Source organism: Streptomyces sp. NPDC031265, from assembly GCF_055570295.1.
The window spans coordinates 107466-121430 of sequence record NZ_JBVIHM010000003.1 but is presented as its reverse complement, the minus strand read 5'-3'; the positions used below and the strand labels follow the sequence as shown (position 1 = coordinate 121430).

Below are 13965 nucleotides of genomic sequence, written 5' to 3'. Positions count from 1 at the left end.
CGGTCACCCTCACAGAACGGATCTGCCCATGACCACCTCTTCGTTCCCCGGCGCCGGCGCCATCGTCCGCACTGGCGCCACGTACGCCCGCGACCTCGCCGAGCGCACCGCCGCCACTTTCGTCGTCGCGGCCTCTGGCGTCGGCATTGCCGCGGGGCCCGCCGACATGTTCCACGCGAGTTTCTGGCAGACGATGGGCGCGGCGGGGATTGCCGCGTCTGGGTCGCTGCTGAAGGGGATGCTCGCGAGGGCGTTCGGCGACAAGAACAGCGCGAGCACGCTCCCGGGCGTCTGACCGATCGGAGTAGCACGTGCCCGACGAGCCAACCCTCGGGGAGATCGCCCGACGCTTCGAGGACCGGCTCGCCGACGTCCGCGAAGACATCCAGCAACTCGGCCGCCGCATGGACGAGAAAGTCGACCAGCGGGTCTACGACCTCCGACACGAGGCCCTCGCCACGCGCGTGACAACGCTGGAAGCGCTCCGCGAGAAGGACGCCGAGCGGATCGTCGCGACGCGCCGCTGGCTGATCGGCGCGGTAATCGTGCCTGTGATCGGGATTCTGTTGCCGGTCATCCTGTTGCTGACTCTGGGAGCGGGGTCGTCGTGATGCGGTCTGCGATCCGTACCGAAGAGCGGCGGCGACAGCGCGGCGACGTCTGGACGGTCGCTGGGGCTCTGTTCCTGGGGATGGTTCTGGGGGGCATTCTGCTGGCGATCGTGCAACTCCGGGCGGAGCTCCGCACGTCGAACGAGGCCAGGGACGCTCTGGCGCAGCAGGTACAGCACATGGGTGGGAATCCGGTGGCGGGACCTCCGGGGAGTCGTGGCCCGGCGGGTGAGGGGGCGGTGGGGCCGCCGGGTCCGCAGGGCGAGCCAGGCCCGGTCGGGCCGACAGGGCCGGTGGGTGCGACCGGCCCGCCCGGTCTGGTGGGAAAGGCCGGCGCGACGGGCGCCGCGGGCACCTCTGCGACGGGACAGCCCGGGGCGGACGGTGCCGTCGGTGCCGCGGGCCCGGCTGGTCCTGCCGGTCCGGCTGGCCCTGCGGGGCCTCCCGGGGCGGACGGCCAGGATGGCCGCGACGGCGCCGACGGCGCTCCCGGCCGGGATGGTCAGACGTGCCCGGATGGATACAGTCTCCAGCCGCCGCCGTCGGATCCGGATGCGCTGGTGTGCCGCCGGGACGCGGCGGCGCCGTCGACACCCGCCCCGAAGCGGCAGGGCCTGTTGTCGCTGGGTCTGGATCCGTACCGCAGGCAGTACGTGTGAAGACGCCCCCTCTCGCCTTCGGGCGGGAGGGGGCGCTTTCGTGCGTCCGGAGTCAGTCGTCGGGGTGCTCAATGCCGATCTCATAGGCGATCTCCCACCGCACATCGGCCACGGTGATGTCCGCCGTCTCGACCGGCCGCCCCTCCACGTCGTAGTACGTGCGCTCAATCTCCGTGATCAGGTCGCCGACGGAGATGCCGAGCAGGTTCGCCTGCTCCTGCGTCGCCCTCGAAGGACGTGGCACCTCGACGGCCGTCTCGATACGGACGCCGATGGACCGCATCCGCTCGACGACACCAGCCCCGGCGTGCGGGCCCATCTCCGGCAGCACGATCGGCGTGCCATCCGTGACCGCCATCGGCTCCCACGACTCCGAGAGTTGGACCGGCATGCCGTCGGCGAGGAACTCATAGCGCGTATGCACAGTGAGGTCGCCCGGTTCGATGGCGAGCCGTTCGGCGATGTGCTCCGGAGCGGGCACCCGCGCGGTGCTGCGGGACTCCCAAGTACCGGCTCGGCCCTGCTCCTTCATGTCCGCGCGGAACGGGCTACCGCCGCGGCGTTCACGGTGCCGGGAGCGGACCATGCGCAGCCGCTCGCGTGGCCGGCGGACGTAGGTGCCGGATCCTGCCCGGCCCTCGAGGAGTCCCTCGATGATGAGCCGCTCCATGGCGCGCTGGGCGACGCTCTGCCCGACGCCGTACTCCTCGGCGAAGCGCGCGCGGCTGGGCAGCTTGTCACCCACGCTCCACTCGCCCGCCTTGATGCGGTCACGCAGAGCGTCGGCCACCTGCAGGAAGGGCGTTTCGCGTGGCATATGCGCAGCTCCGAGCGTTGTACGTCGACATTGACAAAGCTAACCCATCAGGTCAAAGCTGAATACTCAGCCTCACGAAAAGTGACAGGCTGATCACCAGGGGAGAGCTATGTCCGCCGTGCCTCCACATGCCGTCGCCCTCGCGGGCATGCTCGCCGCTGCCACCGAGAGCGAGCCGCGCATCGAGGAGACCGCGGACCACATCCGCATCGAGGCCGACCTCCCCGCCGCGATGAGCAACACCATCCGCGGCACCATCCTCACCACCCTTGGCGCCGCCGACCGGTACGGCCACAACCGCACCGGCGACGGCGACACCGTGTGGGCCGAGATCGACCGGAGGGCAGAGCAGTAATGCAGACGTGCAACTGGTGCGGCGACGACTCCGACGAGGCGATCGCCATCGGCATCGCCCACGCGAACTCCGGCCCCGGCTGGACCATGTACGCCTGCCCGCCGTGCAAGGCGTCACGGCGGCTCCTGCCGCTTGACCAGCACCCGGCGGACAGCTGGGGCTTCCCGCGCTACGACTACGCGGCTACGGCCGCCCATTGAGCCCCCGTCCCGACCGGAGCACCTCGCCAGGAAACCCGGCCGGGACGGGTCACCACCCATCCATCACAGAGGGAGGCATCATGCAGTGTTCCAGCTGCGGCCAGACGATGACCAGGACGCAAGACGGCTGGTGGATCTGCTACCCGTGCAACACCAGCCAGCCCGGATAAAGGATTCGTGATGTGTCCGCAGTGCACTGCTCCGCTTGCCCCGGTCGGCTCCGACTGGTACCGGTGCGGCGCCTGCGGATACGAGATCTCCGAGGACGCGCACCGGCTGCACCTCGAGCTGGTCGCCGCGTTCGACTCCGACCCGGACCTGTTCTTCGCCCGGGTCAAGGAACGGCGCGACGCACTACGGGCCCTTGAGCCCGTATGGCAGCGCACCCGCTAGCCCCCTGCCCGCGCTCAGTACCCCGTTCTGCGGGTGCGGGCAGGGCCCGAGCCCCGGTCTGTCTACGTCCCCGTCGCGGACAGGCCGGGGCCACTGGGGGCTCGCGCCCGGTACCTGACCACCGACGCCCGGCTCTTCCTGGACGAGATCCCGGATGCGCATGTGCTGCCTCGGATGTACGACCATGCGCGGCGCGCCGCGCAGTGTGCTCTCGGCCTGGTGGACTGCCTGCTCGCGTGCGATCCGCAGGCGACGCCCAGTGAACACGGACGAGAGCGGTAACTGCGGGGCCATGGACTGATGGGCCTGTCTCGGTCGCTGCCAGTCGCTGGCGCGGCCGGGGCTACGTCCCAACGAGCTCGGCGAGTGGGACGCCGATCGCGTCGGCGATGAGGAGCAGGGAGTCGAGGAGGGGCGATGCGTGTCCCTGCTCGATGCGGTTGTATGTGGCCCGGTCGATGCCGGTGCGCATGGCCACCTGCTCCTGCGTGAGGTTCCGTTGGAGCCGTGCGGCTCGGATGCGGTCCCCGATGGCCCGGCGGCGGGTGAGTACCCAGTCGGGCGGTGGGGTGGAGCGTGGCACCTGCCCACGCTCGCGGCTGCATGATCAATTGTATGTAGGGCAGACCCTACATAGATTTGTGATCTAGAAGTACTTGTACCTTCAATCGAATCTGTGTTCCCATGACTGCCGAGTAACCCACTGAACCGACCCTTCCGGTTTGGCCCCCCAGGCTGCCGGGAGCGGTCGGCGGCGCCCCTCCTCCGGGAGGGGCGCCGTCATGTTCCCATCGGTGCGGATGCCCCTGACTGCACTCATCAGCGCGCCTGGCTGCACGATCTTCAGAGCCCCTGTTCCCATGGGAACAGAACGGGGAATCCAGCGACATCGGGGCGCATCGAGCGTCACCGAACTACACCCATCTGTCCGGGTTTTGGGCATCGCCGCAGGTCAAACGGGGGTCAATTATCTGGTTACGGTCCCGAATCGAGCGCTCGATGATCAAGGCCCTGCCTGTGCTTTCAGGTGGGGCCTTGATCTGTTTCGGGGAGTGGGAACAGTGCGGGAACAGGGTCGTGCGCAACTCGGGATCAGTGCAGCGCATCGATGGCCGCACAATCAAGGCGCGCGCTTCAGCTCCGTACACAGCCATGCTTTGAAGCTGCTCGAAGGCTTTGAGGTACAGAACGATCTCGCTGGGCTGGGTGACGCGGACGCGAGCGGACAACAGCTCCACTGACACAAGGGTGTCGTCGTAGACGTGGAACAGCTCCTGTGGCCACAGAAGGCGGTCGCATGTTCGTCGCCGACTACGGCGGCGACCACACCAGCTACGCGCACGCCGACTGCGCCGAGGCGGCCGGGACCGGGGTGATCTCGCCGTGATCGACCGGGCAGCAAGTGCCATCACGGACTGGCTCGCCTCCGCGCACGGCGTGCCGGCGCAGGCCCGGCGGGAGTTCGATGTGGGTATCGCGCTCGTGCCGACCGGCACCAAGTTCGACGCGATTCGCCTGCCCGCCGACGTCGTCCACGCCGCAGCGGGCAGCAACGACCCGGACGCCGTCGCCGTGTTCCTCGTCGAGGTCCTGGAGGACGGAGCGGTCATCCACGACGCGTACGGGGTCGGCGTCTGGTACTACGCGCTCGTCCCGCCGGACACGTACGCCGACTGGCGGGTGCCCGGCGTCGAGTGTCTGGCGCCGGGGACGTGCCTGGGGGTGCCGCGCGTCGACCTGACCGCCCGGCCCGGCCCGTACCGGGCACTGCCGCCGAGCACGGTGGGCAGCGTGTGCTCTGCGCGGGGCGTGGCCGACCTGACGGCGCTCGGGCAGGCCAGGCTGCGGCGGACGCCGACGGCGGAGCGGACGCCGTGAGCCCCCGCTCGGTGATCCGTTACGCGGAATGGGTGCTCGGCACGGACACGGCCCCGGGCGTGTCCGGCCCGATCTGCCTGATGGAGTGCACGACGTGCCTCGACGCCTCCCCGCCCTCCGACACCAGCGACGGACCGGAGGGCTGGGTGATCAAGCACACCGCCCGGCATCACGACCACGGCGGCTTCCGGGCCCTGGTGACCTCGTTCGCCCGGGTCACCCCGGCCCCGGGCAACTCCTTGTACAAGTTGTACACGGAGTCGGCGTCCCGAGGTGCCGCCGACTCCTTGCAGTAGTCGACCATTCCCGTCCCGCCACGCCAGGCATGATCAAGGCCCCGTCCGCTCGGCGCGGGACAGGGCCTTGGTGGGGACGTGCGGCTCTGGGTCAGAGACGGTGCATGCGGGTGTAGGGGCTCAGGATGCGGGCGCGGCGGGAGCCGAAGTCGACGAGCATCGCGACTCCGTCCTCGACGCCGACGATCCTGCCCAGGCCGAACTGGTCGTGGGAGACCCGGTCGCCCAAGGCGAAGGTCTTGGCCTGCGGGTCGACCGGAGCTTTGAAGGGACTGGTGGGCAGGTGGCGCCTCGGCGCGGACGGCTGCGTCATGGTCTTTCCAGTATGCGCCGTCCTCGCCCATTGCACCGCCTCTCCTCGTCTCGGATTCGACACGATTGCCCCGCGAGCCCGTCGGAACGCTGCCGGAACGCCGTCCGAAGGCCGTCAGAAACGCCCTCGGATGAACTCGTACGAGTGACTCGAACGAGTGAACGGCAACGGCTCCGGCGCCACCCCCACGGGAAGCGCCGGAGCCGTCGGTCCAGCGGGCTCGCTCAGCGGCGTCGTACGGTCCTGGGGCGAGTCCAGGGGCGGGTCGTACGGATTCCTACGACAGGTTCCTACGACGTCTGCAGCGGGCGGATCGCCGTCGGCGCGTGCCCCGGCTCCGTCGCCAGCTCCTCGAACTCGTTGATCGCGTCGATCTTGGCGCCCATCGAGATGTTGGTGATCCGCTCCAGGATCGCCTCGACGACGACCGGGACGCGGTACTCGGCGGCCAGCTTCTTGGCCTCCTCGAAGGCCGGCAGCAGCTGGTCCGGCTCGGTCACGCGGATCGCCCTGCAGCCGAGGCCCTCGACGACCTTGACGTGGTCGACGCCGTAGACGCCCAGCTCCGGGGAGTTGATGTTCTCGAACTCCAGGTTGACCTGGAAGTCGATGTCCAGGCCTCGCTGGGCCTGGCGGATCAGGCCCAGGTAGGAGTTGTTCACGAGGACGTGGACGTACGGGATGTTGTGCTGCGCGCCGACGGCCAGCTCCTCCAGCATGAACTGGAAGTCGTAGTCGCCGGAGAGCGCGACGACCGGGGTCCCCGGGTCCGCCGTGGCGGCGCCGAGCGCGGCCGGGATGGTCCAGCCGAGCGGGCCCGCCTGGCCGCAGTTGATCCAGTGGCGCGGCTTGTAGACGTGCAGCATCTGCGCGCCCGCGATCTGGGAGAGGCCGATGGTGGTGACGTACCGCGTCTCCGGGCCGAAGGCGCGGTTCATCTCCTGGTAGACGCGCTGCGGCTTCAGCGGGACGTTGTCGAAGTGCGTACGCCGCTGGAGCTGCGCCTTGCGCTCCTGGGTCGAGGCCGCCCACGCGCTGCGGTCGGGCAGCTCGCCCGCGGCCTTCAGCTCCTTCGCCACCTCGACGAAGAGCGTGAGCGCGGCCTTGGCGTCGGAGGCGATGCCGTAGTCCGGCGCGAAGATCCTGCCGATCTGGGTCGGCTCGATGTCGACGTGGACGAACTTGCGGCCCTTGGTGTAGACGTCCAGCTCGCCGGTGTGGCGGTTGGCCCAGCGGTTGCCGATGCCGAGGACGAAGTCCGACTCCAGGAAGTTCGCGTTGCCGTAGCGGTGCGAGGTCTGCAGGCCGACCATTCCGGCGTTCAGCTCGTGGTCGTCGGCGAGGATGCCCCAGCCCATCAGGGTCGGGATGACCGGAACACCCGTCAACTCGGCGAATTCCACGAGCAGTTCGGACGCGTCGGCGTTGATGACGCCGCCGCCCGCGACGATCAGCGGGCGCTCGGACCCCAGGAGGAAGCCGAGCGCCTTCTCGACCTGGGCGCGGGTCGCGGACGGCTTGTAGACCGGCAGGGGCGCGTACGTGTCCGGGTCGAAGTCGATCTCGGTGAGCTGGACGTCGATCGGCAGGTCGATGAGGACGGGGCCGGGGCGGCCGGAGCGCATCAGGTGGAACGCCTGCTGGAAGACGCCGGGGACCTGCGCGGCCTCCAGGACCGTGGTCGCCGCCTTCGTCACCGGCTTGGCGATCGAGGCGATGTCGACCGCCTGGAAGTCCTCCTTGTGGAGCTTGGCGACCGGCGCCTGGCCCGTGATGCAGAGGATCGGGATCGAGTCGGCGATCGCGGAGTACAGGCCGGTGATCATGTCGGTGCCGGCGGGGCCGGACGTACCGATGCAGACGCCGATGTTCCCCGCATTGGCCCGGGTGTACCCCTCGGCCATGTGGGACGCGCCCTCGACGTGGCGGGCCAGCGTGTGCTTGACGCCGCCACCGGCCTTGAGGGCCGCGTAGAAGGGGTTGATCGCCGCGCCCGGCACGCCGAACGCGTTGGTGACGCCTTCGCGCTTGAGGATCTCAACTGCCGCTCGGGCAGCGGTCATACGAGGCATGGAGTGCTCCTGCTTCGGCCTGGCGGATCGGGCTCTGTCGCGCCACCTGAGAGCCGTGATTCCGTAATGCGGAAGTTTAGTTCTGCTATATGGAAGAAACATAGGGGGCGTACGCAGGCGCGTCAAGGGATCCCCGAAGACGCCTCCCGGGCGAGCGCGGGTGGGGGACGATGGACCGTACGGGCGGCGAGCACGGGGTGGACGACATGGGCATCGACGGGACCGGCGGAGCCGGCGGCAATGGCGGAACGCAGGGACCCGGCGGGCCGGAGTGGCGCGGCGGGGTGCCCGGTGGCGGGCTCGGCGGGGCCTGGCACCCGGGCGGGGCCGACAGTCCCGGCGGCGCCGGATACCCCGGCAACCCCGGGCACCACAGCGGAGCCGGGCACCACGATGACGCCGACGGCCCTGGACGCTCAGGCGGGGCCGGATACCCGGGCGGCCCCAGCCACCGCACCGGACCCGCGTACCCCATGGCCGGGCTCGGGCGGGAGACTCTCGTCGTGCGGTGCCCGGTGTGCCGGCGTGAGCACCGGTACGCCGCGACCACCTACCCCTGCCCCTGCGGCGCCCCGCTCGCGCCGCCGCTGCAGCGCGGGGGCGCTCCCGAGCCGATCACCCATCGCACCTGGACCGAGGACTGGGTCGTCGTGCGCTGCGACGCGTGCGGGCGGCAGGACCAGTGGCCGCAGCCGGAGCTGGGGTGCTCGTGCGGCACGGTGCTGCGGATTCCGGTCCGGCCGGTCCCGGCGCCGCCCGCCCGGCTGCCGGTCCACATCCCGGTTCCGCCGACCGCCGCGCCCCCGCGCCCGGCGTTCCGGCCGGTGACCATCCGTACCGCCCGGGACGCGGTGACCGCCGCGGCGCTCTATCTGAAGTGGCTCGGCTTCCGCGATGTCCTGCAGTCCGAGGCGCGCCCCTCCCCCGGGATCGATCTGCGCGGCCCCGGGCTGGTCGCCCAGGTCGACCCGACGACGCGCCCGGCGTCGCTGCGCGCGGTGGAGTGCCTGTGGCTGAACGCGCTCAGCAGCTCGGCCGTCGGCGTCTACTTCTCACTCGCCGGGTACACCAAGGACGCCCGGGCCCGCGCCGACGAACTGTCCATACCGCTGTTCGTGATGGACCTGACGGGCGCGCCCCAGCCGGTCAACGACGCGGCGGACGAGCTGGTCGCCACCGGCCCGTAAGCCGCAGCCCGTAAGCCGGGACCCCTGAGCCGGGGGCCCACCGCACCCCCGCGCCCAGGCCCCGCCCCCTACTCCCCGTACCCCTCCCTCAGCTCCACCTTCCGCACCTTCCCGCTCACCGTCATCGGGAACTCCGTCAGGATCCGCAGCCGTCGCGGCACCTTGTAGTGCGCCAGGCGGTCGCGGCAGAACGCGGCGACGTCCTCCGGCGTGGGCGGGTCCTCGGGGTCGCGCGGGATCACGCAGGCCAGAATCTCCTCGCCGTACTTCTCGTCGGGCACGCCCACCACCTGGACGTCCGCGATCTTCGGGTGGGCGTAGAGGAACTCCTCGATCTCGCGCGGATAGACGTTCTCGCCGCCCCGGATGATCATGTCCTTGATCCGGCCGGCGATCTGGACGTAACCGTCCTCGCGCAGCACCGCCAGATCGCCCGTGTGCATCCAGCGCCCCGCGTCGATCGCCTCGGCGGTCCGCTCCGGCTCGTCCCAGTAGCCGAGCATCACGCTGTAGCCGCGGGTGCACAGTTCGCCCGCCTCGCCGCGCGGCAGTGTGACGCCCGTGGCCGGGTCCACCACCTTCACCTCGATGTGCGGCAGCACCCGCCCCACCGTGCCGGTCCTGCGCTCCAGGTCGTCCTCGACGCGCGTCTGCGTGGAGACGGGGGACGTCTCTGTCATGCCGTAGCAGATGGACACCTCGGCCATGTTCATCTCGGCGACGACCCGCTTCATCACCTCGACCGGACACGGCGACCCCGCCATGATCCCGGTACGCAGCGAGGACAGGTCGTACGAGCCGAAGTCCGGCAGGTTCAGCTCGGCGATGAACATCGTCGGCACCCCGTACAGCGAGGTGCACCGCTCCCGGTCCACCGCCCGCAGGGTCGCCGCCGCGTCGAAGGACGGCGCCGGGATCACCACGCAGGCCCCGTGCGAGGTGGCCGCGAGGTTGCCCATGACCATGCCGAAGCAGTGGTAGAACGGCACCGGCACACAGATCCGGTCCCGCTCGGTGTAGGAGATCGACTCCCCCACGAAATAGCCGTTGTTGAGGATGTTGTGGTGGGAGAGCGTCGCCCCCTTGGGGAAGCCGGTGGTCCCCGAGGTGTACTGGATGTTGACCGGGTCGTCGCACGACAACTCGGCCTGCGCCAAGGCCAGTTGATTGGATGTCACAGAAGTGCCCGCCACCAGGAGCGCCTCCCAGGACGCGTCCCCGATGTAGTGCACCGCCCGCAGCTCCGGGCACTGCGGACGCGCCTGCTCCACCAGCGCCCGGTAGTCGCTCGTCCGGTGCGTCCGCGAGGCGACCAGCAGCGAGATCCCGGCCTGCTTCAGTACGTACGCGAGCTCGTGCGCCCGGTACGCCGGGTTGATGTTCACCATGACCGCGCCGATCCGGGCCGTGGCGTACTGCACGAGCACCCACTCCGGGCAGTTCACCGCCCAGATGCCGACCCGGTCGCCCTTGCGGACCCCGCTGCCGATCAGCGCGCGGGCCAGGTCGTCGACGTCCGCAGCGAACTGCGTGTACGTCCAACGCCGCCCGGACTCCACGTCCACCAGCGCCTCGCGGTCCGGCCAGGCGGCGACCGCCCGGTCCAGGTTGGCCCCGATGGTGTCGCCGAGCAGCGGCGTGCCGCTGGTGCCGTGGGCGTACGACAGGTCCGTCACCGCAGGTCCCCCTCGTCGTACTCGGCCTTCGAACCCGCCGCCGTCGCCTCGCGCAGCTCGATGCGGCGGATCTTCCCGGAGACCGTCTTGGGGAGTTCGCCGAACTCGATCCGGCGGATGCGCTTGTACGGGGCGAGGACCGCGCGCGAGTGCTCGAACAGCACCTTCGCGGTGTCCGGGCCGGGCTCCCAGCCCGCCGCGAGCACGATGTACGCCTTGGGCACGGCGAGCCGCAGCGGATCGGGCGCGGGAACGACGGCCGCCTCGGCCACCGCCTCGTGCTCCAGGAGCGCGCTCTCCAGCTCGAACGGCGAGATCTTGTAGTCGGAGGCCTTGAAGACGTCGTCGGCCCGGCCCACATAGGTGATGTAGCCGTCCTCGTCGCGGGACCCGATGTCGCCGGTGCGGTAGTAGCCGCCCGCCATCGACTCGGCCATACGCTCCGGGTCGCCGTGGTAGCCGGTCATCAGGCCGACCGGCCGGGCCGAGAGGTCGAGGGCGATCTCGCCCTCCGCCGCGCCCGGCTCGCCCGACACCGGGTCCAGGAGCTCCACCTTGTAGCCGGGGCTCGGTCGTCCCATCGATCCCGTCTTGAGCAACTGGCCGGGGGTGTTGGCTACTTGGACGGCGGTCTCGGTCTGCCCGAAGCCGTCCCGGATGACCCGGCCCCACTCCCGCCGGACCGTCTCGATGACCTCCGGGTTGAGCGGCTCACCGGCCGCGACGACCTCGCGGGGCGGGTTCCGCAGCGCGCTCAGGTCCGCCTGGATCAGCATCCGCCACACCGTGGGCGGCGCGCAGAAGCTGGTGACGCCCGCCGCGTCCATCGCGGACATGAGCCGGGCGGCGTCGAAGCGTGTGTAGTTGTAGATGAAGACGGTGGCCTCGGCGTTCCACGGGGCGAAGAGGTTCGACCAGGCGTGCTTGGCCCAGCCGGGCGAGGAGATGTTCAGATGCACGTCACCGGGCCTGAGCCCGATCCAGTACATCGTCGCCAAGTGCCCGACGGGATACGACACATGGGTGTGCTCGACGAGCTTGGGGCGGGCCGTGGTGCCGGAGGTGAAGTAGAGCATCAGCGGGTCGTCGGCCCGGGTGACACCGTCCGGCTCGAACCGCGCGTCCGCCCCGAACGCCCCGTCGAAGTCCAGCCACCCGGGAACGGGGTCGGCGCCCTGCGGATTGACGGCGATCCGGGTGTACTCCCCCGGCACGTCCGCGAACTTGGCCGCGTCCTCGGCCCGCACGATCACGTGCCGGGCGCGCCCGCGCTCGATCCGGTCCCGCAGGTCGGCCGGGCCGAGCAGCGGGGTCGCGGGGATGACGACCGCCCGCAGCTTCATCGCTGCCAGCGCGGTCATCCACAGTTCCTGCTGGTTGCCGAGCATGACGAGGACGCGGTCCCCGGCCCGTACCCCTTGGGCGCGCAGCCAGTTGGCGACCCGGTCCGAGCGCAGGGACATCTCGGCGTACGAGAGGGTGATCTCGCGGCCGTCCTCCTCGACGATGTGCAGCGCGGTGGCGTTGTTGCCCTCGGCGATGACGTCGAACCAGTCGAGCGCCCAGTTGAACCGCTCGGGGCGGGGCCAGGTGAACCCCTGGCAGGCCGTCGCGTAGTCCTCCCGGTGCTCCAGCAGGAAGTCCCGTCCGGCCCGGAACTCCTGTGTGGCGTCACGTGCGTCCATGTGCCCTCCTCGTTGCCTGGCCACTCTCTACCACCCTGCGGTGCGTGACCAGGCCTCTTTACCCCCGTAGGGGGGTGCGGGGGAAGTCCGCGCGGCGGACTCCCCCGCCCCCTGGGGGAGGCGCCCAGGAGGAGAGGCACCCCCTGCTTGTCCGCGGTGAGCTTCCCCGCGGCGCCCCAGCTGTCGGCGGGGGTCTCGTGGATCCAGACCTGTACGGTCTCCGCCGGGATCCGGTACGCATCGACGAACGCGTCCGTGACCCTCGCCCAAGCTCTTGAGGAGCAGGGGGGACCCCCTTCACGAGCTCCCGCTTGAGGTCGATGTCGCGCGGACCCTGCCGAATGGTGACGATCGGCATGACGGTCGACTCCCTTGTCAGTGGCGGCTTCCCGGTTCTCCCGGGCCGCTCGCCGGCGTGACCTCAGTCCATCCCATCGGGGTACGCCGACCAAGAAGCAGACCACGACGACAGCGATCAGTTTTCGGGCCCGACCAGAGCTGGATCCGGCTCGCCGAGCCCGCGACCGGCACGGCGTCACCCTCCCCGAGCCGGACCTCGGTGGCGGCTTCGCGGCGGCGTACCTGCCGGGCGACCCGGCGTCCGTCCCCGGCCGCGTACGGACGCCGGATCACCGGGGAACTGACCCGATCCTGTACGGAGTTGGCGTTTCCACTGCCCCGGCTCGCGGTGGAGCCGGGCCGCTCGATCACGGCTCCGGCCGGGGTCGCGCTGTACCGCGCGCTTTCGGTGAAGCGCACCGGCGCGCAGGTCTTCGTCGCGGGTCGACGGCGGGATGAGCGGCAACCCGCGTCCGGCGCTGTACGGAGCCCGGTACACGGTCCGCATGGTCGGCCGTACGACGTCGCCGATGCGCGCCACGACGGTGGTCGGGCGGCACTGCGAGGCGGGCGACATCCTGGCGGAGGACGTCGAACTGCCGGACGACGTACGCCCCGGGAACGTCTTCGCCGTACCGGCGTCCGGGGCGTACCAGGTCTCGATGGCGTCCGGCTACCACATGACCGGCCGCCCGCCCGTGGTGGCGGTCGCAGGGGACGGTCGCGACTGCTGCTGCGACGGGAGACGTTCGAGGACCAGCGGGCGCGGGATGTGGGGGTGTGACGGCCTCCAGGCAGCGGGGGTGTGACGGTCCCTTCCGGCACGACCCCTTGCGGGGATCCGGGGGGGGCTCACCCCAAGACGTCCCCGAACCGGACGTCGTACGAGGTGGCCGAGGTCATCTCGGCGAGCAGCCGCTCGCCCTCGGCGGCCACCTCCTCGCGCCGGGCCCGGCCGAGGTCCCCGAACGGCTGAACGGTGAGGACAGCGCGCCCCTCCCCCGCCCCCTTCCCCTCCTCCAGGCGCCACACCCCGGCGAGGAAGCCGTCCACGAGGAGGGTGCAGAAGGCCTGGCTGCCCTTCCAGGTGCGGCCCCAGTGCTCGGCCGGGATCACCCGGGTGCGGTCGGCGTGGGACAGCAGCAGGTTGTCGAACTCGGGCAGGAAGCGGGGCGGCGCCGGGGTGTCCTCGTCGGGGCGGGGCGCGTCCGGCAGGTCGAAGAGCTCGACCCCGTTCTCGTCACGGAAGGTGACGAGTCCGGGCCGCAGCCGCTCGAAGACCTCACCCAGCCGGGTCAGTCCCGCCCAGGTCTGCATGTCCTTGACGGAGGCGGGCCCGAACGCGCCGAGGTAACGCAGCACGGTGTCGGGGGGGGGGGGGGGGGGGCGCCCCCCCCCCCCCCCCCCCCCCCCCCCCCCCCCCCCTCCCTCCCCCCCCCCCCCCCCCCCCCCCCCCCCCCCCCCCCCCCCCCCCCCCCCCCACG

At 70.9% G+C, this 13965-nt stretch carries 15 protein-coding genes and 3 pseudogenes (1 of these 18 cut by a window edge); 9 read left to right on the top strand and 9 right to left on the bottom strand.

The features are described 5' to 3' along the window. Window positions 1–28 precede the first annotated feature (28 nt). Together ACZ499_RS06970 and ACZ499_RS06965 are read left to right on the top strand one after the other, a co-directional pair. Window positions 29–295 (top strand): hypothetical protein, encoded by a 267-nt coding sequence (locus tag ACZ499_RS06970; RefSeq protein WP_468673068.1) that lies wholly within the window; start codon window positions 29–31, stop codon window positions 293–295. Window positions 296–311: 16 nt separating this feature from the next. After that, window positions 312–611 (top strand): hypothetical protein, encoded by a 300-nt coding sequence (locus tag ACZ499_RS06965; RefSeq protein WP_468673067.1) that lies wholly within the window; start codon window positions 312–314, stop codon window positions 609–611. Window positions 612–1322: 711 nt separating this feature from the next. Here ACZ499_RS06965 and ACZ499_RS06960 read toward each other — a convergent pair. Further along, entirely contained in the window at window positions 1323–2087 is a 765-nt protein-coding gene (locus ACZ499_RS06960) for a GntR family transcriptional regulator (RefSeq protein ID WP_468673066.1), read from the bottom strand. 109 nt (window positions 2088–2196) lie between these two features. Between ACZ499_RS06960 and ACZ499_RS06955 the strand changes: the two genes are divergently transcribed. The 3 genes from ACZ499_RS06955 to ACZ499_RS06945 all read left to right on the top strand — a co-directional run bounded on the left by ACZ499_RS06955 (window position 2197) and on the right by ACZ499_RS06945 (window position 3035). Further along, window positions 2197–2442, top strand: coding sequence for a hypothetical protein (locus ACZ499_RS06955; RefSeq protein ID WP_468673065.1), 246 nt, complete (start codon window positions 2197–2199; stop codon window positions 2440–2442). After that, window positions 2442–2642 carry a hypothetical protein gene (locus ACZ499_RS06950; RefSeq protein ID WP_468673064.1) on the top strand — a complete coding sequence of 67 codons (201 nt, stop codon included), beginning with the start codon at window positions 2442–2444 and terminating at the stop codon, window positions 2640–2642. The genes ACZ499_RS06955 and ACZ499_RS06950 overlap by 1 nt, the downstream gene beginning before the upstream one ends. A gap of 180 nt (window positions 2643–2822) precedes the next feature. Beyond that, window positions 2823–3035, top strand: coding sequence for a hypothetical protein (locus tag ACZ499_RS06945; protein WP_385824778.1), 213 nt, complete (start codon window positions 2823–2825; stop codon window positions 3033–3035). Window positions 3036–3378: 343 nt separating this feature from the next. Here ACZ499_RS06945 and ACZ499_RS06940 read toward each other — a convergent pair whose 3' ends face one another. Together ACZ499_RS06940 and ACZ499_RS06935 are read right to left on the bottom strand one after the other, a co-directional pair. Next, a complete protein-coding gene (locus ACZ499_RS06940; RefSeq protein ID WP_468673063.1) occupies window positions 3379–3618 on the bottom strand; it encodes a helix-turn-helix domain-containing protein in 240 nt (79 codons plus the stop codon). A gap of 509 nt (window positions 3619–4127) precedes the next feature. After that, a pseudogene (locus ACZ499_RS06935) lies at window positions 4128–4336 on the bottom strand (transcriptional regulator); the annotation flags it as partial. An 82-nt stretch (window positions 4337–4418) separates the two neighbouring features. Between ACZ499_RS06935 and ACZ499_RS06930 the strand changes: the two are divergent. Together ACZ499_RS06930 and ACZ499_RS06925 are read left to right on the top strand one after the other, a co-directional pair. Beyond that, window positions 4419–4913 (top strand): hypothetical protein, encoded by a 495-nt coding sequence (locus tag ACZ499_RS06930; RefSeq protein ID WP_468673062.1) that lies wholly within the window; start codon window positions 4419–4421, stop codon window positions 4911–4913. After that, window positions 4910–5209 (top strand): DUF7848 domain-containing protein, encoded by a 300-nt coding sequence (locus ACZ499_RS06925; RefSeq protein ID WP_468673061.1) that lies wholly within the window; start codon window positions 4910–4912, stop codon window positions 5207–5209. Before ACZ499_RS06930 ends, ACZ499_RS06925 begins: the two co-directional genes overlap by 4 nt. Before the next feature lie 91 nt (window positions 5210–5300). On the opposite strand, the gene ACZ499_RS06920 is transcribed toward ACZ499_RS06925, so the two are convergent. Next, window positions 5301–5522, bottom strand: coding sequence for a hypothetical protein (locus ACZ499_RS06920; RefSeq protein ID WP_361380240.1), 222 nt, complete (start codon window positions 5520–5522; stop codon window positions 5301–5303). Window positions 5523–5812: 290 nt separating this feature from the next. After that, window positions 5813–7594 carry a glyoxylate carboligase gene (gene gcl, locus ACZ499_RS06915; protein ID WP_468673060.1) on the bottom strand — a complete coding sequence of 594 codons (1782 nt, stop codon included), beginning with the start codon at window positions 7592–7594 and terminating at the stop codon, window positions 5813–5815. Window positions 7595–8067: 473 nt separating this feature from the next. Here gcl and ACZ499_RS06910 point away from each other — a divergent pair, with 473 nt between their 5' ends. Beyond that, on the top strand, window positions 8068–8781 hold the full coding sequence (locus ACZ499_RS06910; RefSeq protein ID WP_468673320.1) for a hypothetical protein: 714 nt from the start codon (window positions 8068–8070) through the stop codon (window positions 8779–8781). A gap of 68 nt (window positions 8782–8849) precedes the next feature. Here ACZ499_RS06910 and ACZ499_RS06905 read toward each other — a convergent pair whose 3' ends face one another. The 3 genes and pseudogenes from ACZ499_RS06905 to ACZ499_RS06895 form a co-directional block, all read right to left on the bottom strand. Continuing rightward, the gene (locus tag ACZ499_RS06905) at window positions 8850–10457 is read right to left on the bottom strand and encodes an AMP-binding protein (protein ID WP_468673058.1); all 1608 of its coding nucleotides are present in this window, start codon (window positions 10455–10457) and stop codon (window positions 8850–8852) included. Further along, on the bottom strand, window positions 10454–12142 hold the full coding sequence (locus ACZ499_RS06900; protein ID WP_468673056.1) for an AMP-binding protein: 1689 nt from the start codon (window positions 12140–12142) through the stop codon (window positions 10454–10456). The genes ACZ499_RS06905 and ACZ499_RS06900 overlap by 4 nt, the downstream gene beginning before the upstream one ends. Before the next feature lie 203 nt (window positions 12143–12345). Then, window positions 12346–12606 (bottom strand): annotated as a pseudogene (locus ACZ499_RS06895) (hypothetical protein); the annotation flags it as partial. A gap of 49 nt (window positions 12607–12655) precedes the next feature. On the opposite strand from ACZ499_RS06895, the pseudogene ACZ499_RS06890 reads away from it, so the two are divergent. Further along, window positions 12656–13265 (top strand): annotated as a pseudogene (locus ACZ499_RS06890) (diaminopimelate decarboxylase family protein); the annotation flags it as partial. Between the two features lie 68 nt (window positions 13266–13333). Here the strand turns inward: ACZ499_RS06890 and ACZ499_RS06885 are convergent. Continuing rightward, a protein-coding gene (locus tag ACZ499_RS06885) for a DNA glycosylase AlkZ-like family protein (protein WP_468673319.1) crosses the window boundary here: on the bottom strand, window positions 13334–13965 show its 3' portion. 250 nt of this gene lie beyond the right edge of the window; 632 of the gene's 882 nt are visible here — the last part of the coding sequence; its start codon lies off the right edge, out of view; its stop codon occupies window positions 13334–13336.

Bases quoted from the DNA above. Each gene is read 5' to 3' on its own strand.
- ACZ499_RS06920 (WP_361380240.1), bottom strand. From the start codon at position 5,522: ATGACGCAGCCGTCCGCGCCGAGGCGCCACCTGCCCACCAGTCCCTTC.
- ACZ499_RS06970 (WP_468673068.1), top strand. From the start codon at position 29: ATGACCACCTCTTCGTTCCCCGGCGCCGGCGCCATCGTCCGCACTGGC.
- gcl (WP_468673060.1), bottom strand. From the start codon at position 7,594: ATGCCTCGTATGACCGCTGCCCGAGCGGCAGTTGAGATCCTCAAGCGC.
- ACZ499_RS06950 (WP_468673064.1), top strand. From the start codon at position 2,442: ATGCAGACGTGCAACTGGTGCGGCGACGACTCCGACGAGGCGATCGCC.
- ACZ499_RS06945 (WP_385824778.1), top strand. From the start codon at position 2,823: ATGTGTCCGCAGTGCACTGCTCCGCTTGCCCCGGTCGGCTCCGACTGG.
- ACZ499_RS06900 (WP_468673056.1), bottom strand. From the start codon at position 12,142: ATGGACGCACGTGACGCCACACAGGAGTTCCGGGCCGGACGGGACTTC.
- ACZ499_RS06960 (WP_468673066.1), bottom strand. From the start codon at position 2,087: ATGCCACGCGAAACGCCCTTCCTGCAGGTGGCCGACGCTCTGCGTGAC.
- ACZ499_RS06910 (WP_468673320.1), top strand. From the start codon at position 8,068: ATGGCCGGGCTCGGGCGGGAGACTCTCGTCGTGCGGTGCCCGGTGTGC.
- ACZ499_RS06955 (WP_468673065.1), top strand. From the start codon at position 2,197: ATGTCCGCCGTGCCTCCACATGCCGTCGCCCTCGCGGGCATGCTCGCC.